This is a genomic window from Verrucomicrobiia bacterium (genome assembly GCA_036405135.1).
In the GTDB taxonomy this organism is placed as follows: Bacteria; Verrucomicrobiota; Verrucomicrobiia; order Limisphaerales; family JAEYXS01; genus JAEYXS01.
In genome coordinates, this window is the sequence record DASWYF010000020.1 from 247,489 (window position 1) to 271,673 (window position 24,185).

Consider the following 24,185-nt stretch of genomic DNA (forward strand, 5'->3'; position numbering starts at 1 on the left):
ACGAGTTAACCATTGGGAACAGGCATGGTTTCGATCATTCTGGCAGAAGATCATGTGATCGTCCGCAAGGGCATCAAGCTGATGCTTGAGCGAGAGGCGGATTTCAAATTGTTGGGCGAGGCGAGTGACGGGCTGGAAGCTGTCCAGCTGGCCGACAAGCTCAAACCGGACATTCTGCTTCTCGACCTGATGTTGCCTCGGCTGCACGGTCTGGAAGTCATCCGCCAAGTGCGCCGCGATTCTCCCAAAACGAAAGTGATCATCTTGAGCATGCACTCGGATGAACCCTATGTGATGGAAGCGCTCCGTTATGGTTCCTCCGGGTATCTGCTCAAGGACTGCACACCGGACGAACTGGTAAAGGCCATCCGTGAGGTGCTTGCCGGGCGCCGCTACCTCAGTCCTGTGCTGGCTGAGCGAGCCTTGGCCGGTTATGTGACTCATCCAGGTGAGACTGAGGAGGATGTATACACTACACTGACGAAGCGGGAAAGGCTGGTGCTTCAGCTTGCTGCGGAAGGCCTTACCACGGCGGAGATCGCCAAAAAGCTTTTTATCAGTCCCCGCACAGTGGAGACGCATCGCGCCAACCTGATGCGAAAGCTGAACTTGCACACGCAGACGGACTTGGTGAAATTTGCAATACGCAAGGGCATCATCTCGGCATAGACAAGCCGTTGATCCGCCTAAAAGTTTCATCGTAAATCCATTTGCGACTTAACGTATTGGACCCGTTCTCTGGTCTTTGTATTCTTCTAGTCTGCTTCCGCATGGCAAATTACGTCCCCGTACGTATAGGCATAAGAGCCTACGACGATTAGATTGACATTGTTAAATCAATTGCCGTAAGCATGAGCATATTCTCAATGGCCAAAAAAGCTACAGCGCAGAAGCTGGCGTCTCTGTGGTCCACGGTTGCCAAGGCTGACCAGGCACTCGCGGTTGACTTCACTCCGCTGAAAGCACCCGTCGCTCTGCAACTCCAACGCGCGAAGCAAGTGGTGTATTCCGAGCATCGTCCCAAGGCCCGCGTCATACGGGTGGATTGCTACTTGGGCTAAGCCGATCATTCTTTCGTAAGTATTCTAGCAGCCGCCTCAAAAAGGCGGCTTTTTGTTGCTGACGAAAACGTCCCTGTGCTCCTCCTACGACAACTCCAGTCCATTGACCCTCCCCTTGCCGCTCGCGAACTGGTCCGCTCCCACGCCCAACCGCTGCAACATGCTCACAAAGATCTGCCCGGCCGCGGTGTTATTCTTCAGGTCAAAACCCACATGCCCGCCATGCTTGAACCCGCCACCGGCCAGCAGCATCGGCATGTTCTTCGTATCGTGACTGGACGCATTGCCAAGGTTGGAGCCGTAAAGCACCATCGTGCTATCCAGCACGGAACTGCCTACTTCTTTCGAATCGCGGAGCTTGATCAGAAAATCCCGTAACGCCTGCATCTCCAATGTCTCCACGATCTTGAGCTGCGCCAGCTTCTCCGGGTCTTTGCCGTGATGCGAGAGATTGTGGTGATCGATAGTCACCCCTTGGATCGGCGGCACATCGTTCATGCCATCAATGCTCAACGTGATGAACCGCGTGGAGTCCGTCTGCAACGCCAGGTGCATCACATCGAAAAGCAGGCGCGTGCGGCCCACAATGTCTTTACGGTCCGCGATGTCGTTCGGCACCGGCGCAGTGACCTTGGGCTTCGGTTTTTGCGACCACGCCTCCGCCTTCACCAATCGTTGTTCCACTTCCCTTACCGCCGTGAAATACTGGTCCAGCCGTTCGCGATCCGTCGCAGTCGCGTCCCGTTCGATCTTCTTAGCCTGCGCATGCACCGTGTCCATGATGCTCTGACCGTCCTTGAGCCGCTGCACCTGTTGTTTCACCTCGGCGGGCGTGCCATCCACAAAAAGTTTACGGAAAATCTGTGAGGGCCGCTTGTCCGAAGGGATCTGCACGCCCGAGCGACTGTAGCTCAGGCTGGAGCGATCCGTGCCGAGCGCGAGGAAGGAAAAGCGCGTATCCGGCGCGAGCTTCTCCACGGCAAATTGATCCAGTGAAATGCTGTTGCGAAAGCTGCTGCTTCCCGGATGCACCGCTGCCGTCAGAAAACTCGCTTCCGACGAATGCCCGCCATCCACTTCCGGATGCGACACACCGGAGAAGATCGTGAAGTCGTTGCGGAAATCCTTCAGCACTTCGAGATACGGCGTGAGCGTGTAGTCACGGCCCGTCTTCGTCGGGAACAGGTATTCGCCATGCAAACCAAGCGAGGTGTTCACACACACCATACGACGCGGCGCACCTGTAGCGGCAGCGGCGGCGGTACCCAGTGATTCCAGCGCGGGCAAGGCCAGCATCACCCCCGCTGCGCGGAGGAACGAACGTCTATTGATTGCGTGCATACTCATATCACTTGGATTGAAAGGTCGGGCTTTGCACCAGTTCATGGATGAGACTGCGCAAGCCATACTGCTTCGGCTCTGTGCGCTTCACAATACCCTCGATGATCGCACGATCCTTGAATTCCATCCCATGCCCCGTCGCATACACGAGGAGCTTTTCCGTCGTCGCACGCGCGAGTTGTTCGCGATCCTTGAGGAGCAATGCCTTGAATTGATCGATGCCGTTGAAAGCCCGTCCATCGGCCAGCTTGTCCGCGTTCTCCACCTTCGGGCCGTTGCCGTACGGCATGCGTTTACCATCCACGAACGCGCGATTGTTCCAGTCCGCCTTCTTGCGATACGTCGCGCGATAACCGCCGATCACATCGAAGCACTCCAGCGCATAACCCGGCGGGTCGATCTTCACATGGCACGAAGCGCACGTCTCCACACTGCGATGCTTGTCCAGCTGACCCCGGATGCTCGTTGCTCCACGGATATCCGGCTCAATGGCGGGCACGTTCTTTGGCGGCGGCGGAACGGGTTTCCCGAGCAACCGGTCCAACACCCACACGCCGCGCAGCACTGGCGAAGTCGTCGTACCGTTTGCGGAAACTTTCAGGATGCTCGCCTGCGTCAGCACCCCGCCGCGACGCCACTCCGGCTTGAGCGCGATCTTCTGAAACTCCATCCCTTGCACGCCGGGGATCTCGTAATGCTTCGCCAGCCGTTCATTCAGCATCGCGAAATCGCTGTGGATGAAATTCACTACGCTCAGATCGTTCTTCAGGATCTCGTTAAAGAACGTCTTCGTCTCGATGACCATCGAGCGCTCCAGCAATTCATCGAATTCCGGATAAAGCTCCTTGTCCGGATTCGTCGCCTTGATGTTGCGAAGGCCCAGCCATTGACCGGTGAAGTTATCAGTGAACGCCACCGCCTTCGGGTCTTTCAACATCCGCTCCACTTGCGCGCGCAACACCTCTGGCTTCGCGAGCTGGTTCTGATTCGCCAGCGTCATCAATGCGTCATCCGGCATCGTGCTCCAGAGGAAATAGGAGAGGCGCGACGCCAGTTGCGGATCGGTGAGTTTGCCCGGCTTCGCTTTCAGATAGAGGAAGTCCGGCGACGTGAGTACGGCTTTCAATCCCACGCGCAAGGCGTCCTCAAACTTCACGCCACTGTCCAAACGCGCTTTGATGAGCGCGGTGTAGGGAGCCAGTTCTGTTTCGCTGATGCTGCGACGAAACGCCCGGGGCATGAGCCGACGCAGGATCGCGTTCGCATCGTTCAACGTTCCTTGTGCGAGATTCACATTGCCGAGCAAGGTCGTGTGACTCTTCGGCGGCCACTCCTCCACGAGCGGACCTTCCACCTCCAACCATTGCGCGGCCAGGCCGACGCCCTGATAACTCTCCGGCTTGTCCGGCCACGGTTTCATCGGCCCCATCGTCACTATGCGGACGTTGTCGCGCACCTGCATCCGCTCTTCCCACTCGAAGACCTTCGGCTTGTCCGGTGGCGCGTCAAAGGTCTGCGTCAATTCCGTCTTGCCGGACTGCGGATTCTGGCTGCCCGTGTAGATCAGGATGGGCGTCGTCTTGCCTCCGCTCTTCCAAGCGTAAGCCGAGAGGCGGAAACGATACCGCCCAGCCTCCCGCACCGCTGCCTCGCGCATGAGCTTCGGGGGGTACAATTCATTCAAGAACACCACGCCATCACCCATGCGCAAGATCTGGTCATCAATGGCTTTACCCAGTTCACCTTTATCCTGCAGGTATTGCCAGCGCACCTTGCGCGTCTGCGGACGCTGCGTTTTCACGATCGCCGCATCCAGGATCGCATCCGCCGCTTCCAGATATTTCTCGATATGCACCGGCGAGATGTCGAGCGCCCGATCCACCGTATCGAAGCCACTGCTCGTGCCATCCTCCGGCAACATTTCTTTTACTTCTAGGTCGATGTGGAAGAGATCGCGGATGGTGTTCTGATACTCCACGCGGTTCAACCGCCGCCACGCTGTGCGACCATCCGCCAGTTGCCGTTCCGCATCCACTTCCGTGAGCGCCGCCGCCAGCGAACGCGTCGCCTGCTTCGTGGCATCCTGGGGTGGGCGCACCTTCTTCGCCGGTGGCATCTCGCCATCGGCGATCCGATCATGGATGCGCGCCCACAACACGCTCTCCTTCGCGAACTCCGGCTTCGCCAGCAGCGCCGTCAGATCCAGTCCGCCCTTCTGCACCTCTTTATCATGACACTCCGTGCAATGTTGCTCCGCGAAAGGTTTAAAAGTTTGTAACGCCATCGTGGACTGGTCCGCGTACCCTGGCAGAATGGATAACGAAAACGCGCCGGTGAGCGCGACGAAGAGCGATGACATCGACTGACGCATGCAGACTGGGTGCTTTTCTCCACCCACTCTCACCTCCCGCCGCCCATCTGTCCATCCTCCATTGTTCCCGGCTCGCTTCATTTTGCCTTTCCTCCGTGCTCGTTCTCGTCGCCGATTCCCCCCATCTCGACTTTCATGCCACCCATCGTATCAAGTCCAGTATGACATCCGCTGTCATACCTCCCTTTTTCTTGAAAATATTTTCGACCACCTAAAACGCTCAAAACCAGTCAATTACACCGAGAATCACCTTTCATTTCCTGTTCGCGCCCTTCGCGGGCTCTCACTGCAATTTCCGTTTTCATCTCACCACGTTTTAGCATCCCCCCTGTGACATCCATAGGCACAGGGGCAAAAATAATCAGGAATTATTTACGCCCCTCCATTATTGCCCTCCACGGCAAACTGATTCACTACGTCCTTCGCCTCCACCTGATTCGCGCCGGTTGCCAGACTGCTTTTCCGCGATCTTGAACACGCCCACTGGCGATCAGTCAGCCTGGCGTTCATTCTCCTTCTCTTCCTCTGTCACTACGTGACCCTGCTTCCACGCCTAGTTCACGGCGACTTGAAAAGCCGCTGCTAAGAATCTTTGACCCTCCGGGTCAGGGAAAACGGAACCTCAATCGATTGTCGACGGCTTATGAATAATCCCCTGTGACTCAAAGTTCAGGACATCATTCAAAGCCGAATCATTTCCATCGCTATCGAACAAAGCCCCTTCTTTCCCATTCGTTTGCCCCCATTCGGTTGATTGCCCTCCATCGCTCCTATTTACCTCACAACAAATAAACAGCCCGCCAGTTTTCACAGCGGGTTGCCGTTTATTCTTCGGTCGGCTCTGACTTGTTACGCCGGATCAACACGAATCCGCCCAGCACCGCCTCTTTCCTTGTGGTGAGTCATGCCCCTGAAGGGAGCTACGCTATACAGAACAGAAACTCGAGATATGCGCTTTACTAATAAAATATTAACATAGTTAAGAAAAAATTATAAATACAGCATTCACTCAAAATACGTACAGATTTTTGAATATTCATAAGCTAAGATTTTTCTGAATTAACCAAACCCTGTGGAAAATCTTTAGAAATGTCGTCTTTGACGGGCGGACCAAGTTTTTATGAGTATCTCACGTATCTGTGGTTTAGGCCTAGTGTTGACTGGAGTGCTGGCAAGCGGTTGCGGTGGTGATGAATCCGAGGATTCCACCTCGCCAGCGCAACCCTCTCCGGCGCAAGCCGTGCAACCTACGGCGGACATCTCCACCCCCACGCCAGTCGCCCCGCCTCCCCCTGGGGCTGCCTCTGTAGGCACCCCAGTCGGCCAGGCCACTCCTGAGGCCCCGGAGATGACGGTGCCGAGCAAGGATGCGTTGGAAGTGGTGACGATGGCGACGCAGAGCTTTTTCATTGCCAATGACCGTGCGCCCAAGTCCTTGGATGAACTGGTGTCTTCCGGCTACCTGAAGCGATTGCCCGTTCCCCCCGTGGGCAAGAAGTACGTGTATGACGCGGAAAACGCCAAACTTTCCCTGGCTGACCAATAATCCTCATCCCCTGCCTCCTGCCTCAAAAAACTGCTATGAAAACTACGCTGACCGACATTAAGGCTAGGCTGTCCTTTGCCTTCACCCTGATCGAGCTGCTGGTGGTGATCGCGATCATCGCGATCCTGGCCGGCATGCTGTTACCCGCGCTGGCCAAGGCCAAGTCCAAGGCTTTGACGAGCAAGTGCATGAACAACATGAAACAGCTCGCCGTGGGCCATGGCATGTATCAGGACGATAACAAGGACAAGATCATGTTCTCCAATCTCCGCCTGGGCGGTGGCGTGGATTGGACATGGGATGACCTCTTGAACAACTACGTAGGCGGTGCCCTGACAGCAGCGGAAAAACGTCAGGCCGCCGGAAAGTATCAACTGCCCGTGGTCCTCTGCCCGGCGGACAAGATCCGCACGTATTGGGCCACCTGGAACCAGGATGCCCAAGGGCGCGAGGTGCAGCGGCGGAGCTACTCCATGCCGCGTGCCACCATGGGGCGCACCACAGATACCGCTAATTACCTGACTGTTGCCGCCGGTGGCTATCAGATCGGCGCCCTGCCTTTGCGAGATGCTGACTGGCCGCCAAATCCGGCCAGCCGGTCTGGGTTGGGAATGAACTGGTCTGATAATGATGCGACATCAGCCAGTGGCTGGGTAAAGCTGGATGTCCGCAGCGGCAATACGAGCCCAGATCCCTTTCGTCAGTTGTCCTATCGCGGGGCGATGGTGACTGAAGCGGTGGGCACCATCCTGCTGACCGAGAGGTTTCACCAGTCCGCCCTTACGACGTATGGCAACGCTTGGATACCCAATGCCAATGAGCATGCGGTCGGCAATGGCTCAGCCCCGGTGATGGATACCGTGGACCTGAAGAGCCACCACAACAGCCTGATCAACTACCTGTTCCTGGATGGCCATGTGGAAACTTTGTTGCCCGCAGCCACCTTGGGCAATACGAATCGCGCCACTTTGACCATCCAGACGGGCATGTGGACTGTGCTGGCCAACGACTAGCGAGCCTGAATTTTTAGCCACACAAAACGGCTTCCCCGAAACGGGAAGCCGTTTTTTTGCTTTTGAAATGCAGGAGGTAAGCGTATCGGGGAGAGCAGTCCAAGGACTCAGAGCAGAATATTGCAACGCGTATCCGTGCAAGAATTGGGGCAGGAAAAGCTCTTATGTTCATGATGGAGATGAGGTAGCAACCATCCAGTCACCAACGCACGCAGTTGTCATTCGCTTCGCCTTTCAGGGCCGAACGACCCGCAGAGGCACCGGTTCTGTGCGCAATCCCCCAAAATGCTTATAGACATTTCCTGTTAGATGGCAGAACATCCTCTAATTCCATTGTTTTGACCTATTTAAAGTTTTTATCGTCTGGCGAATCAGAGTTGTTGTTATGAAAAAATTCATGGGCGGACAGACCGTTTTCTATGCGCTGGCGGTGGCAGCAGGCATCAGCGCGGTGGGTTGTGGTAAAGAAGAGCCGGAAATAGCAGCCCCAAAACCTGCGGAGACAGGTGCTGGAGCAAGCGTGGGTGCTACCGTCACGGCTTCTGATCCTGTGGCTCCCCCTCCGGTAAGTGCCCCTCCCACGGCCACCGGCACTCCTACGACTCCTGAGGCCCCGGAGATGACGGTGCCGAGCAAGGATGCGTTGGAAGTGGTGACGATGGCGACGCAGAGCTTTTTTATTGCCAATGACCGTGCGCCCAAGTCCTTGGATGAACTGGTTTCCTCCGGCTACCTGAAGCGATTGCCCGTTCCCCCCGTGGGCAAGAAGTACGTGTATGACGCGGAAAACGCCAAACTTTCCCTGGCCGACCAATAATTTTGTAATAATCCCCCAACTGTTATGAAGACAAGTTCCAAAGACCTGAAAGCCAAGCTATCCCTGGCTTTCACCCTCATCGAGCTGCTGGTGGTGATCGCGATCATCGCGATCCTGGCTGGCATGCTGTTACCCGCACTGTCCAAGGCCAAGTCCAAGGCTTTGACGAGCAAGTGCATGAACAACATGAAGCAGCTCGCTGTGGGCCATGGCATGTATCTGGATGATAACAAGGACAAGGTCATGTACTCCAACCTGCGCCTGACGGGCAGCATTGACTGGACATGGGACGACCTGTTGAACAACTACGTGGGCGGTGCGCTCACAGCGGCGGAAAAGAAGTCTGCGGCTGGCAAGTTCAAGCTGCCGGTGGTTCTGTGCCCGGCGGACAAGATCCGGACGTATTGGGCGACTTGGAACCAAGATGCAGCAGGCAATGAAGTGCAGCGGAAGAGCTACGCACCACCACGCGCTACCATGGGGTTAATCTCATCTACTGACACCAATTACATTGTAAACCCTACGGGTGGCTACCAGATCGGTGCCTTGACGTTGCGTGCGGCCGATTGGCCACCCAATCCTGCGAGCCGTTCCGGCATCGGCATGAACTGGTCGGACAGCGATCCGGCCACGGCCAATGGCTGGGTGAAGCTGGATGGGCGCACAGGCAATCCGGAACCATACCGGCAATTGGCTTATCGTGGCGCAATGATCACCGAGGCGGTAGATACCATTCTTCTGGCGGAACGCTTCAACCAGTCCCTGTTGACCACCTATGGCAACTCCTGGATTCAGACAGCCAACGACCATGCCCCCGGCAACGGCTCCGCTCCCATCATGGACGCAGTGGACCTCAAGAGCCACCACAACAGCCTGCTGAACTACATGTACATGGATGGCCACGTGGAAACGCTCCTGCCTGCGGCAACACTGGGCAATACGAATCGTTCCACGCTCACCATCCAGACCGGCCAATGGACGGTTCTGGCTAAGGACTAAGAACTCGAGTTTTTCTTTCGCAAGCGGCTCCCCCTCCGGGGAGCCGCTTTTTTATTGTTCTGAAAAAGGTTCATGCAAAACGATCTCCGCATGTGGAAGCGTGTTGATTCACCGGAGTGCTCCACTAAGCTGCTGCTTATGCATACCCCGTCCCATTTTCTGCGATCATGCTGGCTGATGCTGGCCCTTTTAATGACAGGCATCCAACTTGCAGGTGCCGCGGCCTCATCCCCAAACTTCATCGTCATCTTCTGTGATGATCTGGGGTATGGTGATCTCAGTTGCTACGGGCATCCGACGATCCGCACGCCCCACCTGGACCGCATGGCGGCGGAGGGGATACGCTTCACGGATTTCTATGCGTCTGCACCCGTATGCACACCGAGCCGTGCGGGCTTGCTGACGGGTCGTTACGCCGTGCGTAGCGGCATGGCCAGCTCGAAGCGTCGGGTGCTCTTCCCGGATTCCAAAGGCGGTTTGCCATCGTCTGAGATCACCATCGCCAAGGCGTTGAAATCGAAAGGTTACACGACGGCCGCTGTGGGCAAGTGGCATCTGGGCCATTTGCCGCCGTATCTGCCGACGAGCCATGGTTTCGATTCGTATTACGGCATTCCCTACAGCAATGACATGGACCGCGATAACACCAAAGGTCCAAAAGGACGCGAGGCGTTTCTGGAGCCCAAAAGTGAATATTGGAATGTGCCCCTGATGCAGAATGAAAAGGTGGTGGAGCGCCCGGCGGATCAGGACACGATCACACGGCGTTATACCGTGGAATCGGTGCGCTACATCCGGGCGAACAAGGACAAACCCTTCTTTCTGTATCTGGCGCATAACCTGCCGCATGTGCCGCTCTTCGTGGGCCAGGAGCACCGCGCCACGAGCCGTCGCGGTCTGTATGGGGATGTGATCGAGGAGATCGACTGGTCGGTGGGGCAGATTCTTGAGACCTTGCGGAAGGAGAAGCTCGCCGAGAACACGTTCGTATTCTTCACCAGCGATAACGGACCCTGGTTGCTCTATGATGCGCATGGCGGTTCGGCGGGTTTGCTGCGCGAGGGCAAGGGGAGCACTTGGGATGGCGGGCAACGGGTGCCAGGCATTGCCTGGTGGCCGGGGAAAATCCCCGCAGGCAAAGTGGAAGGCGGCATCGCCAGCACCTTGGACCTCTTTCCCACGATTCTCCAGCTTGCCGGTGTCGGCGTGCCGATGGATCGCGAGATCGATGGTGTGGACATGGCTCCATTACTGTTCGGAAAAGGAAAGGGGAACCGCGACTTCTTCGCCTATTACCGGGATGTGGAGGTCTATGCGGCGCGGCTGGGGCGTTACAAGGCGCACTTCAGCACGAAGTCCAGTTACGGCAAAGATCCGGTCGTGACACCGGAGGTGCCCGAGTTGTATGACCTGGAGACTGACCCCGGCGAGCAATACAACATCGCGGCCAAGCATCCGCAAATGATCGGACAGATCCGGGAGCGTGTGAAACAGCATGAGAGAAGCATCAAGACGGTGGAGAACCAGCTGGAGAAACCGTAGGAAGGAACTGGTCATCCAAAAACTTGTTCACGGGCCGGGCGCGTGATAGTTTGCGCGGACTGACATATGGTTCTGGTCATTGATAATTACGATTCGTTCACGTTCAACCTCGTCCAGTATCTGGGCGAGATGAACGTGGATCTGCAGGTCCATCGCAACGACCAGATCACACTGGATCAGATCCGCGAACTCAAACCGGAGCGCATCCTGATCTCGCCAGGGCCTTGTTCGCCCCGTGAGGCAGGCCTCTCGAACGAGATCATCAAGACCTTCGCGGGACAGGTGCCCCTCTTCGGTGTGTGCCTCGGGCATCAATGCATCGGCCACACCTTCGGCGGGGAAGTGGTGGTGAACAACCGCATGATGCACGGGAAAGTCTCGCCCATAGAGCATAACGGCAAAGACCTGTTCCAAGACATGCCCAACCCCTTCAATGCCACGCGCTATCACTCGTTGGTGATCAAACGGGATACGATCCCGGATTGCCTGGAGATCACGGCGCAGACGAAGGAGGGCGAGATCATGGGCGTGAAGCACAAGACACTGCCGGTGTGGGGCGTGCAGTTCCATCCCGAAAGCATTCTGACCGAGAGCGGGCGGACGATCCTCAAGAATTTCCTGCGCCTCCACTGAGTTTCAGCCGGCGGACATGAGGCCCGGCATGAAAAAATCACTGTCGTTGCTGTCGCTCCGCTGGCTGGAGCGGATGTGGTCTTCCAAGGATTTCAGATCTTGCAGGACAAATTGATGCCGCCAGCCGCTGTGCAACTTCGGATTGTAAAAATCCTGTAGCGAGTTGCGGACTTGGGCGATCAACCGCCCCGAGCCTGACGGCAGGGACGGCGCCTTTGCCACTTCATCCAGCAGGCGAAAAGCTTGCGGTTTGTTCTGTTCCAACACTTCGGCACTGGCGGTCGAATCATTCTCGATCTGAGCCCTAAGTGTACCGACTTTCTTCATTAACTCCGACAGGTTCATGACTGCATTCTGGTTTGTTACCTCTAAGATGGCCCAAGAACTCACGATTTCAACCAGAGTGCAGCATCCAGTTGAATGGGGGATTGTGCCCATGAGACGGTGAGGCCCGCCTCTCCTTTCATCCTTTCAAAACGCTCTCCAGCACTTTCCACACATTCTCAGCCACCAGCTCATGCCCCTTCGGCGTCGGATGGATCCCGTCCGGCAGGTTTAGCTCCGCCTTGCCGCCGACACCTTCCAGCAAAAACGGCACCAAGGCCGCATTGTTCGCTTTCGCGATTTCAGGAAACACCGCACCAAATGCCTTCATGTAATCCTCACCCATGTTCGGGGGCATCTGCATCCCCGCCACGATGATTCGCACCTTAGGATGCTTGGCCTTCGCCTTGTCGATGATTCCCTGCAGATTCTGCTTCGTTGTCGCCGGGCTGATCCCGCGTAAACCGTCATTCCCGCCCAGCTCCACGATCAACACATCCACCGGCTGTTTTAGCAGCCAGTCGATCCGCCGCAACCCGCCCGCCGTCGTATCCCCGCTGACCCCGCCATTCACGATGCGATAAGGCAGCTTGGCCCGCTCGATCTTCCTCTGCAGCAACGCCGGAAACGCCTCCTCCCGGTCGATCCCATACCCGGCCGCCAGACTGTCTCCCAAGATCAAAACGGTCTTTTGAGCAGCATCCGCCGCCTTCACGGAAGGGGTGGCAGCCATCCATGCCGCCAATAGCAAGGCTGCGCCAAGAAACCACCGTCTCATCCGAAAGGTAAAATTAACACGAGCCATTGCACCCTAACGAACACGACCTCGGCGTGGCTGTCAACGCACCGAATTAAAATTCTCCCCGTCAGTCAACCGCTTGTTACCCTTGCATTTCTATCTGGGTGATCCGTGTTCAATCTGTGGCTGAAATCTTCTTTCTGAAAACTTCACACTGAACGCTTGAAACTCCCACGTTGTCATGGAATGAACACATAGCGCATGTCATCAGCCATACTGGAAACCAGACAGCTCGGGAAAACCTTTCACGGCGGCGGCCACACGCTCGCCGTATTGCAGGAGATCACCTTTGCCCTTCCTCCCGCCGCCACCTGCGCCATCGTCGGCCCCTCCGGCAGCGGCAAGACGACGCTCCTCGGCCTTTGTGCCGGTCTCGATCAACCCAGCCAAGGCAGTGTACATCTCGCCGGACACGACCTCGGAAAACTTACTGAAGATGAACGCGCCCGCGTGCGCCGTGATCACGTCGGCTTCGTCTTCCAAAATTTCCAGCTTATCCCCACGCTCACCGCTTTGGAGAACGTGATGGTCCCCAAAGAGCTCGCTGGTGGAGGGAAGGTGCAAGACCTCGCTGTGGAACTCCTCGGACGCGTGGGCCTGGGCGACCGCCTCCACCATTATCCCACACAACTCTCCGGTGGCGAGCAGCAACGTGTCGCCCTCGCGCGTGCTTTCATCAACCGCCCGAAAATCCTCTTTGCCGACGAGCCCACCGGCAACCTGGATGGCGAGACCAGCGAACGCATCGTCTCCATGCTTTTCGAGCTGAACCAGGCCGCCGGAACTGCCTTGGTGCTGGTGACCCATGACCTTGAACTTGCCAAACGCGCCCAATCCGTCATCCGCCTCCGCAGCGGCCGACGTGTTACCGATGCCCAACCGTGACCTGTCCTGGGCTGGCGGTGGTGTTTGCGCTTCGTTGTCCATATTGCACCTTTATACGGCTGTGTCCTGTCCTTCTGGACGGGCTTTGGACCACGCCATATCCACCTCAGATTTTGATTCACAAGCCGCAATCCCGCGCTAGCATACGCGCTCCTTACCGCTGTGGCCGGGGTGTTACCGGCAACGGTGGCGGGATAAAATCATTACTTTTGCCATGAGCAAGACCATGCGCGTTATCGCGGTATCGAAGGCCAAGAAAGATCTTCAATCCTTCGAGTATCCGGCACCTTCCATCACCAAGGGCTCCCAGGTCCGCATCCGTTCCCTGGATGTCGGCATCTGCGGCACCGACCGTGAGATCTGCACCTTCGCCTACGGTGAACCGCCGAAGGGCAGCGATTACCTCGTGCTGGGTCATGAATCCCTCGGCCAGGTCATCGAAGTGGGTGCGAACGTGAAAAAGCTCAAGGTCGGCGATCTCGTCGTCCCCTCCGTACGCCGTCCGTGCAATGACGCGAGCTGCAAGCCTTGCGCTGACGACCGTCAGGACTACTGCTCCACGGCGGATTACGTCGAGCGCGGCATCAAGTCCCTCGACGGCTACATGGCCGAATACTACGTGGAAGACGAGAAGTTCCTGAACCTCGTCCCTGCTGAACTGCGCGACGTGGCCGTGATGACCGAGCCGCTCACCATCGCTGAGAAGGGTCTGCAACAGGTCTGGCATGTGCAGAGCCGTCTCCCGTGGAAGTGCACGCAACCGGGCAAGCCGCCGGGTCATGGCCTGAACGCCGTTGTCCTCGGTGCCGGTCCTATCGGCATCCTCGGCACCATGGCGCTGCTCGTGCGCGGCTTTAACACCTACGTTTATTCCCGCAGCAAGGCTCCGAACCCGAAGTCGGAACTCGTGGAATCTCTCGGTGCGAAATATATCTCCGCGCTCGATGTCTCCGCAGAAGAACTCGCCAAGCAAGTCGGCAATATCGATCTCGTTTACGAGGCGGTCGGTGCAGCGGATGTCTCCTTTGAAGTGCTGCAAGTGCTCGGCTTGAACGGCATCTTCGTCTTCACGGGCATCCCGCCGGAAGGCGAGAAGGTAGAACTGCTCGGCAGTAACCTCATGCGTAATCTGGTGCTGAAGAACCAAGCAGTGGTAGGCACTGTGAACGCGGACAAGGAATCTTTCGAGAACGCCATCGCGGACCTCGTGGAATTCAAGCGCCGCTGGCCTAAGCAGCTCGAATCCATGATCACCGGCCGCTTCAAGCCGGATGCCTTCAAGGAACTCCTGCAAGGCAAGAACACCGGCATCAAGAACGTGATCCGGTTCGCGGATTAAGAAATGTATTCGTTGTCGTTATCATTTTCGAATGAGAATCGGCGTAAAAGCGGCGAAGCACATTTCCCGTGCCGTTAGGCACGAAAGATTCATAGCGGCGGCTTTTAAGCCGCCGTTTCTTTTTTTACCTCCGTCGCGTAGCGACGGTTGATTCATGCCCTTGTTTTTGTAAATTCAGGAAAACCAAGGAAATCTATGCCCAATACCTTTACCAATCTGAATTACCACATCGTTTTTAGCACCCGCAACCGCGAGTCATTGATTGTGCCTGCCCTTGAAGAAAGGGTGTGGGCTTACTTGGGCGGAATCGCGAAATCCCTTGATGCAGACCCGATGTGTATCGGCGGTATTGAAGACCATGTCCACGCGTTGATACGTATCCCGGCCAAGCACAGCGTGTCCAAAGTTGTGCAATCTCTTAAAGGTGCTTCTTCACTTTGGATGAATAACGAAGTGATGCACCACGGCCATTTTGCGTGGCAGGACGGGTATGCCGCCTTCAGTGTGAGTAAATCAAATATTCCCAGCGTTTCCGAATATATCCATGGACAGCGAGAGCACCATGCGGCTAAAGATTTCAAGACGGAGTATGTTTTGTTACTCGATAAGCATGAGGTCGAGTATGATGAACGATACTTGTTTGATTGAGGCATGAAACTCTGCCGTCGCTGACGCGACGGTGAAGGGCGAATCCGTAACGGCGGCTTGAAAGCCGCCGCTATGAATCCTTCGTGCCTAACGGCACGGGAACACGCACATCAACGTCTTCGGAACCAATGGGGGAAGCTTTAATTATCAAACTACATGGTTTTATGTAGCCGCTCAAAATATCAGACTTACATTTCACTCTTCCTTTGTTAGCGTGGGCCAGCAGCGACAACACATCTTTTACTATCATGAGCAAAGAATGGATCGATATCTCGGTGGAAATGCGGGACGGCATGGTGCACTGGCCGGGTGACCCGGAGTGCAAGATCTCCCTCTTCGTGAAGCTGGGCGATCCCATCCCTGGCCAGCCGGGCAAGACCATCCCGTGCAATCTCACGCAGATGTCCCTGAGCGCACACACGGGCACGCACATGGATGCCCCGCGCCATTTCATCAAGGACGGTCGCACGATGGAGGCCATGCCCATCGAGGCCGTTGTCGGCCCTTGCCGCGTGATCGAGTTGAAGCACAAGACCGCCATCACGGTGGAAGAGCTGAAGCCGTATAAGCTCAAGAAAGGCGAACGCGTGCTCTTCAAGACGCGCAACTCCACGAAGAGCTGGAAGATGGCGAAGACCTCCGTGTTCGATGAGAAGTTCATCTACATCCCGGCGGACACCGCGCAATACCTCGTGGATTGCGGCATCATGACTGTGGGTGTGGATTACCTCAGCGTGGGCGGTTACATGAAGGACGGCGTGGAATGCCACCAGATCCTGCTCGGTGCGGAAGTGTGGATCATCGAAGGCCTGAACCTCGCGAAGATCGAGCCGGGTAAGTACGACCTTGTCTGTCTTCCGCTCAAGATTCTCGGCGCTGATGGCGCGCCTGCACGAGCCATTTTGAAGAAGCGCTAAGCATCTCCCATTTTCTTTCATTAGAGCGGGTCGTTCCTCGGAATGACCCGCTCTTTTTTGCTTTTATGCCACGTCCATTGGCCAGCCATCACTTTGCAAGTTGACATCACCTGCCTGCCCGCTTTATACGGCTAACAGTTCCCAACGACTTCACCATCCTCAACGTCGTTTCCGAGGGTGAAAACGACCGGCTGAGGGCATTCCCTTGGCCGTAAACCGAACCAGGCACAACCGCAGTTAAACATTATGGCCTCTCCAACTCCGGACGAGATACAGCGGCAGATCAGCGAAGTGAACCAATTACGCGCGAGTACGCGACGATGGCAGATCGGATCCACACTCCTCATCGTGGTGATCCTGTGTGCAGGCATCGGCTCCATCCTGAGCGCTATCCGTGATCTCGCCCAACCGGGCCCGGTACAAGAGAAGTTCATGGCGGAACTGCAAGGCGGCTTAAAGAAGCAAGTGGTGCCCGAACTGGACCGCATCGCCAAAAGCACGATGAACGATGTGCGGCGGGATGTGGAAAAGGAACTGAAGCGGGTGAACGAGCGTTCGCCTGAACTGATGGCCGCCTTCAATAAAGAATTGGAAACTCTACAACACAGCCTGCCTCAACGCGGCGAGAAAGTTCTCGAGGGAACGATTGGAAAAGAGCTCAAAACTCGGGAGGCGAAAATCAAAGCGATGTTCCCGAATGTGAAAGAAGAACAAGTCACCACCATGGTGAACAATCTGGTGAGCGAGTCGCACAGTTCCATGGAGAATTTGAGCAAGACTGTGTTTGGCAAACATTTGCAGGCACTGACCGGCATCTCGGCGAATTTGGATACCATCAAGCGCACCGAAAAACTGAATCCTGCCGATGACATCGCCAGCTGGGAAACCGCGCTCGGGGTGCTGGACTTGCTGCGTGAAGACATGAAGCCGGTGGAAGATTCCACCAAACCCGCCGTGATCAAGACAACTTCAGCCAAGACGGAGGCCAAATGAGCGCACCTGAAAATTCCAAGAACGAATCCGCAAAAGCCTCCGCAGGCGGCGGTGAACAGCTGGCAGTGAACTTCGTCTCCAACGAGCTGGCGCAAGCCCGCGCCAGTTTGAAGAAGGCCCAGATCATCGGTATCGTGCTTCTGCTCTTCGTGGGCGGCTACATGTTCATCCTTACATCCAAGCTCAAGCCGTATCTCACGCCTCAAGGCGCGGCGAGCACGGCGAACGACGTCATCTACGCCCAGGTCACGGAACGCGCCCCGGTCATCGCGGATGACCTGAAGAAGCGCGTTCCCGAGATGGTGGCGAAGATTCCGGACATGGTCATCGAGAAGATGCCCGAGTGGCGCGAGCAGATCGAAGTGAAGGTGGAAGACACCTTGCGCGGTCATCTGCACGATCACTCTGTTCAGTTAGGCAAACGCCTTGATGTTTTTCTGACGGATCATCAGGTGCAGATCGGCGAACTGCTCGCCGCAGCCAACGACAAGCAAAAGCTCGGCGTGGTGATGACGGCCATCGAGCAGGACTTGTTGGGCTACATGAACGAACGCTTCGACGAGAAGGAATCCATCAAGGAAAAGCTGGATGCTGCCCTCAGCAAGCTCACGCACATGGAGAAGCAGATGGATCGCCTGGCCAACGCCAACGACCTGACTGCCCAGGAGAAGAAGACCCGCCGCGCCATCGCCATCATCGCGCAGAAGGTCGATACGGCGAGACAGTAAACGAGTCTCTGGTCTAAGGCCTCAAGTTTAAGGTCTATCGAGCCCTGGAAGCCATTAGGTTTCCGGGGCTTTCAGTTTCATTCTCAATTATTCGGCAGCAACAGCCGCACGCGGTTGGTGTGATCTTTCCACGCGGGATACCGGGTCGTCTGGTGCACGCTGCCATCGCTCAACGCCACATTGCCCCAGTTGGTGTGCAGGCGGCGATCCCATTGTAGCATGTTCGTGCCTGTCACTTCCTTTATCGGACCGCTGATCATCTCGCTGCTGGCGAAGACATTGCGGTCACCGACTAAGACCATATCGGGGGTTCTCTCGCTGGCACCAAGACCTACGAAAAAACTGACCGCGCGATTCTTCAAATGTGCGAGACTATTGGTAGAAGCGTCAAAGGGCATGTATGGAACCCGAGGGCGGGAGTCATCGTTCGGACAAGTGAGGATTGATGCACTGCCAAGTTCATTGGACAGCGCGAGGAAGTGTTTCCATGCATCCGTTTCGTTCTGCCACACGATCGAATTGGTAACGAGATAGGGAAAATTCCGGTCATTATCTCCCGCGAACATTTTGAAAGAGAGGGCGATTTGTTTGAGATTGGAACTGCACTTGATAGTGCTGGCCTTCATGCGTGAACGCAGAAAGTTCGGAACCAGCAGGATCCCCAACAAGAAGACAACTGCCAATACGATGAGCAGCTCTAGTTTGGTGAAAGCTTTGTTGGTGATCTTCATGTCACGGCACCAATAATCGTAGGTTGCCCGTTTGATTTGTCCCGATAGGTACAGACGCGCGCAACGTCTGCACACTGCCATCGGTCAGTACGACATTGCCTTTCTGGCGATGCAAATCAGCGGTCCATTGTATCTGGGTGGCAGCAGAGGCGGTCACGGCCGTATTCGTAAGGGCCATGCCGTTTATCAGGATGTTTCGATCACCCATCATCACCATGCCTGCATTGGTTGCGCTGGCATCCACATTCAGAAAATAACTCAAAGCAAGATTTTGCAACTGCCGGAGGCCATTGGTGGCGGCATCAAAGGCGTAAGCCGTGGTTGAGCGACGGGAAACATCTTCTGGGCAGATAAGAATTTTAGCGCTGCCAAGCTCATTGGAAAGGGCTAAGAAATGTTTCCAAGCATTGCTGCTGTCTTGATAGGCAATGCTGTTTGTAGTGCTGAAGGGGTATAGGCCGCCATTATCACCCGCGAACATCTTGAAGCACAGACTCATGGATCTGAGTCGGCTAAAGCAGCCGAATTGACGGGAGTGCAGTTTACCCCGCTGGATTGCGGCTAAACCCAGCATGCCCAAAAAAGTAAGCGCGATAATAAGGCACAGCATTTCCTTACGGGTGAAGGCGTGCTCCTTGCTTCGGTTCCTTGGCGGCATAATTGAAACGTGGTTGCTAAGGCAGTAAAAGTCGAACCTTATCCGGGTGATCGCGCCATGCCGGAACGGTTTTCATATTGTAGCTCGTGCTGCCATCGCTGAGGGCGACCATGCCGCGATTCGTATGCAGACTGCCCGTCCATTGCAGTTCACTGGTGCCGGGGAGTTCGAGCAGGCTGCCGTTGAGACTTTGGCCGGGAGAGAAGACATTGCGATCGCCCAGCAGGACCATGTTCGGCTCTCTCTCGCTGGCATCCACATTCAGGAAATAACTCACGCCTCGGTTCTGCACATAGGTGAGGCTGATCATGTCCCTATTGGTCGTGGGACCAAACGTGTTCGCCATCCAAGGCTGCCGACGGCCATCCGTTGGACACATAAGGATTTTTGTGCTGCCCAGTTCATTCGATATGCTCAGGAAATGTTTCCAAGCATTGGAAGTATTTTGGTAGGCAGGACTGCCGGTCGCGAAGTAGGGAAAGTTTTGATCATTGTCTCCTGCGAACATTTTGAAAGAGAGGGCAATCAGTTTGAGATTGGAAGCGCAGCGGACTTGCGGGCTGCGAGTCTTGGCTTTCGCTAGTGAAGGTAACATCAATGCACCCAGAAAGATCATGACTGACAATACGATGAGCAGTTCGGGAAACGTGAAAGCTGACTGACGTAGTGATGGAGTAGGTGTTTTCATTGCGGGAAAAGAAAACGGTTCGCATTCGTGCCGTAGGAATCACGCGCAAGTCTCAATGCTTCACGCAGGCGGTCGGTGCTGGCTTGCTGAACGCTGCCGTCGTAGAGCGCGTAATTGCCACCGGACTCATGAAACTCATCGTTCTTTGGCTTCCACCATTGGCTGAGATTTGTATTCACCTCAGCCAGTTGATTGCCGGGGCTTTGGTAGAGAGCGGGCTGGCCATCCGGTGTGATATGGCGATCGCCAGTCAGCAGCATATTCGGCTTCGTTTCATCTCCCTGCGGATTGATGAAATAGCTGATTGCTTGATTGCGTTTGTTACGAAGAATCAGGCTGTTGGTGAGACCGGTGAAAGTATCGGCCCTGTTCGTCCATCGGGCATCATCCGCCGGGCACGCGAGTATTTTGGTGCTTCCCAGCTCGTTTGAGGCAGCGAGGAAGTATTGCCAGGGTGTGGCAAGTGAACGGACAGTTTGAGGGTTCGCGCTTTTCAAAGCCGGTTCATGCCAGGGCATGCGGCCATCGTGATCACCCGCATACATTTTATAGGAGAGGGCGATTTGCTTGAGATTGCTGGAGCATTTGATGCGGGTCGAATTTACACGTGGCCGATAAAAAGCGGGGATGACCAACATGAAGACCAAGATGACGACAGCCGCCACCACCAGAAGCTCCAGCAAAACCAGTCCGGAATTTCTGGCGGATGGGGGTGTAATGAAATGACAGTTCGTCCTCATGTGAAACACTCTCCTTTTACCGCGCCGAGATAATTTAAGCATAACCGGTGCCAAGGCGTAAATGGCCGGTTTGTAACGGAGTTTAGGCGAGATGCGCGTTCTTCTCACGCATCCGGGGTGGGATTTTCACCGCATGCTGAATGGTGCTGTGGCTACGGCGTACGCGCTGGACTGCCGGCTGGAAGCCGGCAGCACGGGCCTTGTACTTCGTCGCACTATTTGAGTCAGGTCTTAACGCACCTTCTCATCCAGCACCAGCACACCATACGGCTCCAGGTCATAGTTGCCGCTGACTTTTTGGCCGGTGAGGAATTCGTGCATGGGTTTGAAGAACTGGATGCGCACGTGGGCATGGTTGTGATTAAGCAGGAAGTAAACACGCGTGTCCTCTTTCTGACGCATGCAGACTTCCACGGAATCAGGCACCTTGATGAGCGGGAAGAGACCGCAGAGCTTTCCAACCCAAGCGATGAGGTCGAAGTAGAAGTTCTGGTGGCTGATCGTGCCGACGTAGATGGCCTTGCCCGCCCCGAATTCATTCATCGTGATCGCCGGTTTGCTGGCGTAGAAATCGCGCGCGTAATGCGCCAGCACATGACAGCCTTGCTGTGGCTCGATGAGATCGCACCAGATGCGCGCAGGATGCAGATTGCTCGTGGTGAAGCTGCCCTTGAAATGCATGTGGTTCTCCTCACCTGGTGGCAAGGTATCGAACTCTGTGACTTCAAGTCCGAACAGATCCGTGAGCTCATACGGATACGCGCTCATGGGCGTGATGTGATGTTCATCCACGAGACCTGTATTGCACGTGCCGATGAGCGTGCCGCCATTGTGCACGTAAAGTTTCAAGCGATCCGCTTGCCCACCGGAGAGCATGTGCAGCGAAGGCGCGATGACGAGTTTGTAGCGAGATAAGTCATCCGTGGGCCGCACGAAATCCACGAGAATATTCTTATCATGCAGCGCGTTGTAATAGAGCTGGATATGTTCTTTCTGATGGAAGTGTTTGCTTGGTTTGAGCGGCTGATCGATGGCCCAATTGTTCTCGTGATTGATGAGGATAGCGGCCTCGGCGACCACCTTGGTGCCTTTCAAGATGCCGCCCATGCGTTTCAATTCATCACCGATCTGGCTGATCTCTTTATACATGCGGTTCTTGCCGGTGCCGTCATGTGTGAGCACGCCGCCATAGAATTTCTCCGGACCGATGCGCGGCTGACGCCAGTAAAAATACAGCACACCGCTTGCCCCCCTTGAGATGAGTTGATAGGTGAAGAGGCGTACGACTCCGGGGCGCACGAGGGAATTCACATCACCCCACGCGACGGCACCGGCCTTCTGCTCCATCACCCAGAAGCCGAGATCGCCATCCGGCGTGTGACCTTTGTCGCCCTTGAGCGAGCGCATGAGATCGATACTCGCGGCAATCTCCGAGGACTTGGATTTGATGGCCGCATCGCTGTCCAAGGAGATGAAATCCACGGCACCAGCGGCATCGAAATAATCAAACTCCGCGGCAAAGGCACGCAAGGGCGTAGTGACGGGCACATTCGGCGTAAGCTCTTTCAACAAATCCGCCTGCATGCGGATGAAGGCCACAAGCGTGTCACTGGAAAAGCGGCGCCAATCGGTGAGGAGTGCGGGGTTGTGCGGCGCGGGTGCGCGCATGGGCATGGGGACTTGGTTCCAATCAGAGACGACCTGGCCCCAGAAGCGCAAGCCGAGCATGTCGTTCAAACGCGCGATGGTCTCGTACTTCGCTTTCAACCAATCATGCCAGTCACGCTTGGTTTCGGGATTGAAAGAGTACTCCGTGTTATGACGTCCTAGGCCGTTATCGATCTGCCACGCGATGAGTGCGGGGTGTTTGCCGAGTGCGCCAGCCATGGCGCGGACAATCTTCTGGCTGTATTCCCAATAGACGCTGCTGTTCACGCAGTAAGCACGGCGCGTGCCTTCATGGCGCACGTTGCCGTTCTCATCCATGGGCAAAATCTCTGGATGCTTCTGCAGGAGCCAGACGGGCGGCGCGGCGGTGGGTGTGCCAAGGACGATCTGGATATTGTTCCGGTGCAGCAGATCCATGAAGCGCTGGAGCCAGGCGAAATCGAATTTCCCCTCCTCGCGTTCGCAGAGGCCCCAACTGAACTCGCCGATGCGCACGACGTTGATACCGGCGGCGACCATCAGTTCCACATCGCGTACCCACGCCTCTTCCGGGGCGTCTTCCGTGCCATCGTAAGGATAAACCCAATGCTCCGGGTAGTAGTCAGCTCCGAAGTACATAAACCGGCCCTTTCGCTAGAATGTTTACGGCTGGTACGACAACAACAACTGCACTTGCGATAACGACACTGCTCGCATCAATAACAGTTACGGCGGGACATGCCCAAGCATGAACGAGAAATCGCTTCGAGGCAAACTCATTCGCCATGAAACCATCCTCTAGTTGATAGCGTGAACGGCCTGAAATCTTACGTGTCTGGGTAAAACTCCGGCGTCCCCGTGGAGACAGGGTTTGGCTACGCCTCGGCCCAAACGGGCCGTTGTGACATTCTCCCTGCATGTCTACATAGTAAGACGTCCGGGAGAGATAAAAGTTTCGGTGAAAAGTGAGGAAAAGATTTCTGAGCGGAGTAACGTTACACGGATCTTGATACAAACAATGCTACCGGCTCAGGACCGTGCCGAAGCGACTTATAAGAGTAGCGCAAATGACCGTAGGAAATTGCAAAAATAGTCTGCGCCAAAAAGGCGGCTGATTATTTTGGAGGCAAATCACGCTCAAGGAGCAAAGCATGCTGGAAAAGTTTCTCACCGCGCATGACACCTACGATGAACACCTTCTCCTGATTCATATCGTAACGATAGAAAATGCGGCAAGGCCCCACGATCAACTGCCGATATCTGGCACTCCGGGGCAATTCTGGAATCTTTGGCCCCAATTCAGGCGTCTGCTCCAACAAATCAGTTCGCTGGAAGACCTGCTTCATAAGCTGGACGGCCGCCTCGGGCTTGTCCAAAGCGATGTATTCGGCAATCCCTTCCAAGTCATCCAACGCCAGCTCGCTCCAGATCACTTCAACCATTTGGCCATCCGCTTTTTAGCCTGTGATTGCGTCAAAGTCCGGCCATCCTGAATATCTTTTTCACCTCGGGCAATAACCTCCATGGTGGCCAGGCGCTGGTTCAACGCTTCATACGTCTCCACGTCCACCAAATAAGCCGCTGGCCGACCGTGCTGGGTGATCAATATTGGATCACGATCCTCCGCGAGCTCGGAGATTATTTCCGTGGCCCGGCGCTTCAAAGAAGTGACCAATTCGGTCTTCATGATTGTGATACTAAAGTATCACTTCGCTAAGTTCAAGTTTGCTTCCTGAAATTGCAGGTTTGAACTTTGTTCGGCGCA

At 55.6% G+C, this 24,185-nt stretch carries 25 protein-coding genes; 14 read left to right on the forward strand and 11 right to left on the reverse strand.

Annotation, left to right across the window (positions count from 1 at the left end; translation table 11 throughout):
* Nucleotides 1–24 precede the first annotated feature (24 nt).
* Both VGH19_09660 and VGH19_09665 read left to right on the forward strand, forming a co-directional pair.
* The gene (locus VGH19_09660) at nt 25–669 is read left to right on the forward strand and encodes a response regulator transcription factor (protein ID HEY1171624.1); all 645 of its coding nucleotides are present in this window, start codon (nt 25–27) and stop codon (nt 667–669) included.
* Between the two features lie 182 nt (nt 670–851).
* Nucleotides 852–1,061: a hypothetical protein gene (locus VGH19_09665; protein ID HEY1171625.1), complete on the forward strand. Its 210-nt coding sequence runs from the start codon at nt 852–854 to the stop codon at nt 1,059–1,061.
* Between the two features lie 84 nt (nt 1,062–1,145).
* Here VGH19_09665 and VGH19_09670 read toward each other — a convergent pair whose 3' ends face one another.
* Both VGH19_09670 and VGH19_09675 read right to left on the reverse strand, forming a co-directional pair.
* Complete coding sequence (locus VGH19_09670) at nt 1,146–2,408, reverse strand: DUF1552 domain-containing protein (protein HEY1171626.1); 1,263 nt, start codon at nt 2,406–2,408, stop codon at nt 1,146–1,148.
* Nucleotide 2,409: 1 nt separating this feature from the next.
* Complete coding sequence (locus VGH19_09675; GenBank protein ID HEY1171627.1) at nt 2,410–4,773, reverse strand: DUF1592 domain-containing protein; 2,364 nt, start codon at nt 4,771–4,773, stop codon at nt 2,410–2,412.
* Nucleotides 4,774–5,893: 1,120 nt separating this feature from the next.
* Here VGH19_09675 and VGH19_09680 point away from each other — a divergent pair.
* The 6 genes from VGH19_09680 (at nt 5,894) to VGH19_09705 (ending at nt 11,323) form a co-directional block, all read left to right on the forward strand.
* Nucleotides 5,894–6,319: a hypothetical protein gene (locus VGH19_09680; protein HEY1171628.1), complete on the forward strand. Its 426-nt coding sequence runs from the start codon at nt 5,894–5,896 to the stop codon at nt 6,317–6,319.
* Nucleotides 6,320–6,354: 35 nt separating this feature from the next.
* Nucleotides 6,355–7,332 (forward strand): type II secretion system protein, encoded by a 978-nt coding sequence (locus VGH19_09685; protein HEY1171629.1) that lies wholly within the window; start codon nt 6,355–6,357, stop codon nt 7,330–7,332.
* Nucleotides 7,333–7,717: 385 nt separating this feature from the next.
* A complete protein-coding gene (locus VGH19_09690) occupies nt 7,718–8,149 on the forward strand; it encodes a hypothetical protein (protein ID HEY1171630.1) in 432 nt (143 codons plus the stop codon).
* A 24-nt stretch (nt 8,150–8,173) separates the two neighbouring features.
* Nucleotides 8,174–9,148: a type II secretion system protein gene (locus VGH19_09695; GenBank protein HEY1171631.1), complete on the forward strand. Its 975-nt coding sequence runs from the start codon at nt 8,174–8,176 to the stop codon at nt 9,146–9,148.
* A 138-nt stretch (nt 9,149–9,286) separates the two neighbouring features.
* A complete protein-coding gene (locus tag VGH19_09700; protein HEY1171632.1) occupies nt 9,287–10,690 on the forward strand; it encodes a sulfatase in 1,404 nt (467 codons plus the stop codon).
* Between the two features lie 66 nt (nt 10,691–10,756).
* Nucleotides 10,757–11,323 (forward strand): aminodeoxychorismate/anthranilate synthase component II, encoded by a 567-nt coding sequence (locus tag VGH19_09705; GenBank protein ID HEY1171633.1) that lies wholly within the window; start codon nt 10,757–10,759, stop codon nt 11,321–11,323.
* A 3-nt stretch (nt 11,324–11,326) separates the two neighbouring features.
* On the opposite strand, the gene VGH19_09710 is transcribed toward VGH19_09705, so the two are convergent.
* Nucleotides 11,327–11,668, reverse strand: a complete 342-nt coding sequence (locus tag VGH19_09710; GenBank protein HEY1171634.1) for a hypothetical protein — start codon at nt 11,666–11,668, stop codon at nt 11,327–11,329.
* 118 nt (nt 11,669–11,786) lie between these two features.
* Nucleotides 11,787–12,425 carry an arylesterase gene (locus VGH19_09715; GenBank protein HEY1171635.1) on the reverse strand — a complete coding sequence of 213 codons (639 nt, stop codon included), beginning with the start codon at nt 12,423–12,425 and terminating at the stop codon, nt 11,787–11,789.
* 222 nt (nt 12,426–12,647) lie between these two features.
* Here VGH19_09715 and VGH19_09720 point away from each other — a divergent pair, with 222 nt between their 5' ends.
* The 6 genes from VGH19_09720 (at nt 12,648) to VGH19_09745 (ending at nt 17,956) form a co-directional block, all read left to right on the forward strand.
* On the forward strand, nt 12,648–13,331 hold the full coding sequence (locus tag VGH19_09720; GenBank protein HEY1171636.1) for an ABC transporter ATP-binding protein: 684 nt from the start codon (nt 12,648–12,650) through the stop codon (nt 13,329–13,331).
* A 214-nt stretch (nt 13,332–13,545) separates the two neighbouring features.
* Nucleotides 13,546–14,670, forward strand: a complete 1,125-nt coding sequence (locus VGH19_09725) for a glucose 1-dehydrogenase (protein HEY1171637.1) — start codon at nt 13,546–13,548, stop codon at nt 14,668–14,670.
* A gap of 195 nt (nt 14,671–14,865) precedes the next feature.
* A complete protein-coding gene (gene tnpA, locus VGH19_09730) occupies nt 14,866–15,318 on the forward strand; it encodes an IS200/IS605 family transposase (GenBank protein HEY1171638.1) in 453 nt (150 codons plus the stop codon).
* A 248-nt stretch (nt 15,319–15,566) separates the two neighbouring features.
* Nucleotides 15,567–16,235 carry a cyclase family protein gene (locus VGH19_09735; protein HEY1171639.1) on the forward strand — a complete coding sequence of 223 codons (669 nt, stop codon included), beginning with the start codon at nt 15,567–15,569 and terminating at the stop codon, nt 16,233–16,235.
* Nucleotides 16,236–16,481: 246 nt separating this feature from the next.
* Nucleotides 16,482–17,228: a hypothetical protein gene (locus VGH19_09740; protein HEY1171640.1), complete on the forward strand. Its 747-nt coding sequence runs from the start codon at nt 16,482–16,484 to the stop codon at nt 17,226–17,228.
* Nucleotides 17,225–17,956 (forward strand): hypothetical protein, encoded by a 732-nt coding sequence (locus VGH19_09745; GenBank protein ID HEY1171641.1) that lies wholly within the window; start codon nt 17,225–17,227, stop codon nt 17,954–17,956. The genes VGH19_09740 and VGH19_09745 overlap by 4 nt, the downstream gene beginning before the upstream one ends.
* 83 nt (nt 17,957–18,039) lie before the next feature.
* Here VGH19_09745 and VGH19_09750 read toward each other — a convergent pair whose 3' ends face one another.
* The 7 genes from VGH19_09750 to VGH19_09780 all read right to left on the reverse strand — a co-directional run bounded on the left by VGH19_09750 (nt 18,040) and on the right by VGH19_09780 (nt 24,107).
* Nucleotides 18,040–18,687: a type II secretion system protein gene (locus VGH19_09750; protein ID HEY1171642.1), complete on the reverse strand. Its 648-nt coding sequence runs from the start codon at nt 18,685–18,687 to the stop codon at nt 18,040–18,042.
* A 1-nt stretch (nt 18,688) separates the two neighbouring features.
* Nucleotides 18,689–19,345: a hypothetical protein gene (locus tag VGH19_09755; GenBank protein ID HEY1171643.1), complete on the reverse strand. Its 657-nt coding sequence runs from the start codon at nt 19,343–19,345 to the stop codon at nt 18,689–18,691.
* Between the two features lie 16 nt (nt 19,346–19,361).
* On the reverse strand, nt 19,362–20,033 hold the full coding sequence (locus VGH19_09760; protein ID HEY1171644.1) for a type II secretion system protein: 672 nt from the start codon (nt 20,031–20,033) through the stop codon (nt 19,362–19,364).
* The gene (locus VGH19_09765) at nt 20,030–20,773 is read right to left on the reverse strand and encodes a hypothetical protein (GenBank protein ID HEY1171645.1); all 744 of its coding nucleotides are present in this window, start codon (nt 20,771–20,773) and stop codon (nt 20,030–20,032) included. Before VGH19_09765 ends, VGH19_09760 begins: the two co-directional genes overlap by 4 nt.
* A gap of 231 nt (nt 20,774–21,004) precedes the next feature.
* Nucleotides 21,005–23,059: a beta-galactosidase gene (locus VGH19_09770; protein ID HEY1171646.1), complete on the reverse strand. Its 2,055-nt coding sequence runs from the start codon at nt 23,057–23,059 to the stop codon at nt 21,005–21,007.
* Nucleotides 23,060–23,535: 476 nt separating this feature from the next.
* Nucleotides 23,536–23,862, reverse strand: a complete 327-nt coding sequence (locus VGH19_09775; GenBank protein HEY1171647.1) for a type II toxin-antitoxin system RelE/ParE family toxin — start codon at nt 23,860–23,862, stop codon at nt 23,536–23,538.
* Nucleotides 23,850–24,107 (reverse strand): type II toxin-antitoxin system Phd/YefM family antitoxin, encoded by a 258-nt coding sequence (locus VGH19_09780; GenBank protein HEY1171648.1) that lies wholly within the window; start codon nt 24,105–24,107, stop codon nt 23,850–23,852. Before VGH19_09780 ends, VGH19_09775 begins: the two co-directional genes overlap by 13 nt.
* Between the last annotated feature and the right edge of the window lie 78 nt (nt 24,108–24,185).

Coding starts and splice junctions, on each gene's coding strand:
- VGH19_09680 (HEY1171628.1), top strand. CDS start 5,894: ATGAGTATCTCACGTATCTGTGGTTTAGGCCTAGTGTTGACTGGAGTG.
- VGH19_09765 (HEY1171645.1), bottom strand. CDS start 20,773: ATGAGGACGAACTGTCATTTCATTACACCCCCATCCGCCAGAAATTCC.
- VGH19_09700 (HEY1171632.1), top strand. CDS start 9,287: ATGCATACCCCGTCCCATTTTCTGCGATCATGCTGGCTGATGCTGGCC.
- VGH19_09695 (HEY1171631.1), top strand. CDS start 8,174: ATGAAGACAAGTTCCAAAGACCTGAAAGCCAAGCTATCCCTGGCTTTC.
- VGH19_09670 (HEY1171626.1), bottom strand. CDS start 2,408: ATGAGTATGCACGCAATCAATAGACGTTCGTTCCTCCGCGCAGCGGGG.
- VGH19_09715 (HEY1171635.1), bottom strand. CDS start 12,425: ATGAGACGGTGGTTTCTTGGCGCAGCCTTGCTATTGGCGGCATGGATG.
- VGH19_09775 (HEY1171647.1), bottom strand. CDS start 23,862: ATGGTTGAAGTGATCTGGAGCGAGCTGGCGTTGGATGACTTGGAAGGG.
- VGH19_09710 (HEY1171634.1), bottom strand. CDS start 11,668: ATGAACCTGTCGGAGTTAATGAAGAAAGTCGGTACACTTAGGGCTCAG.
- VGH19_09675 (HEY1171627.1), bottom strand. CDS start 4,773: ATGCGTCAGTCGATGTCATCGCTCTTCGTCGCGCTCACCGGCGCGTTT.
- VGH19_09705 (HEY1171633.1), top strand. CDS start 10,757: ATGGTTCTGGTCATTGATAATTACGATTCGTTCACGTTCAACCTCGTC.
- VGH19_09745 (HEY1171641.1), top strand. CDS start 17,225: ATGAGCGCACCTGAAAATTCCAAGAACGAATCCGCAAAAGCCTCCGCA.
- VGH19_09755 (HEY1171643.1), bottom strand. CDS start 19,345: ATGCCGCCAAGGAACCGAAGCAAGGAGCACGCCTTCACCCGTAAGGAA.
- VGH19_09660 (HEY1171624.1), top strand. CDS start 25: ATGGTTTCGATCATTCTGGCAGAAGATCATGTGATCGTCCGCAAGGGC.
- VGH19_09720 (HEY1171636.1), top strand. CDS start 12,648: ATGTCATCAGCCATACTGGAAACCAGACAGCTCGGGAAAACCTTTCAC.
- VGH19_09690 (HEY1171630.1), top strand. CDS start 7,718: ATGAAAAAATTCATGGGCGGACAGACCGTTTTCTATGCGCTGGCGGTG.
- VGH19_09665 (HEY1171625.1), top strand. CDS start 852: ATGAGCATATTCTCAATGGCCAAAAAAGCTACAGCGCAGAAGCTGGCG.
- VGH19_09740 (HEY1171640.1), top strand. CDS start 16,482: ATGGCCTCTCCAACTCCGGACGAGATACAGCGGCAGATCAGCGAAGTG.
- VGH19_09685 (HEY1171629.1), top strand. CDS start 6,355: ATGAAAACTACGCTGACCGACATTAAGGCTAGGCTGTCCTTTGCCTTC.
- VGH19_09735 (HEY1171639.1), top strand. CDS start 15,567: ATGAGCAAAGAATGGATCGATATCTCGGTGGAAATGCGGGACGGCATG.
- VGH19_09780 (HEY1171648.1), bottom strand. CDS start 24,107: ATGAAGACCGAATTGGTCACTTCTTTGAAGCGCCGGGCCACGGAAATA.
- tnpA (HEY1171638.1), top strand. CDS start 14,866: ATGCCCAATACCTTTACCAATCTGAATTACCACATCGTTTTTAGCACC.
- VGH19_09725 (HEY1171637.1), top strand. CDS start 13,546: ATGAGCAAGACCATGCGCGTTATCGCGGTATCGAAGGCCAAGAAAGAT.
- VGH19_09760 (HEY1171644.1), bottom strand. CDS start 20,033: ATGAAAACACCTACTCCATCACTACGTCAGTCAGCTTTCACGTTTCCC.
- VGH19_09770 (HEY1171646.1), bottom strand. CDS start 23,059: ATGTACTTCGGAGCTGACTACTACCCGGAGCATTGGGTTTATCCTTAC.
- VGH19_09750 (HEY1171642.1), bottom strand. CDS start 18,687: ATGAAGATCACCAACAAAGCTTTCACCAAACTAGAGCTGCTCATCGTA.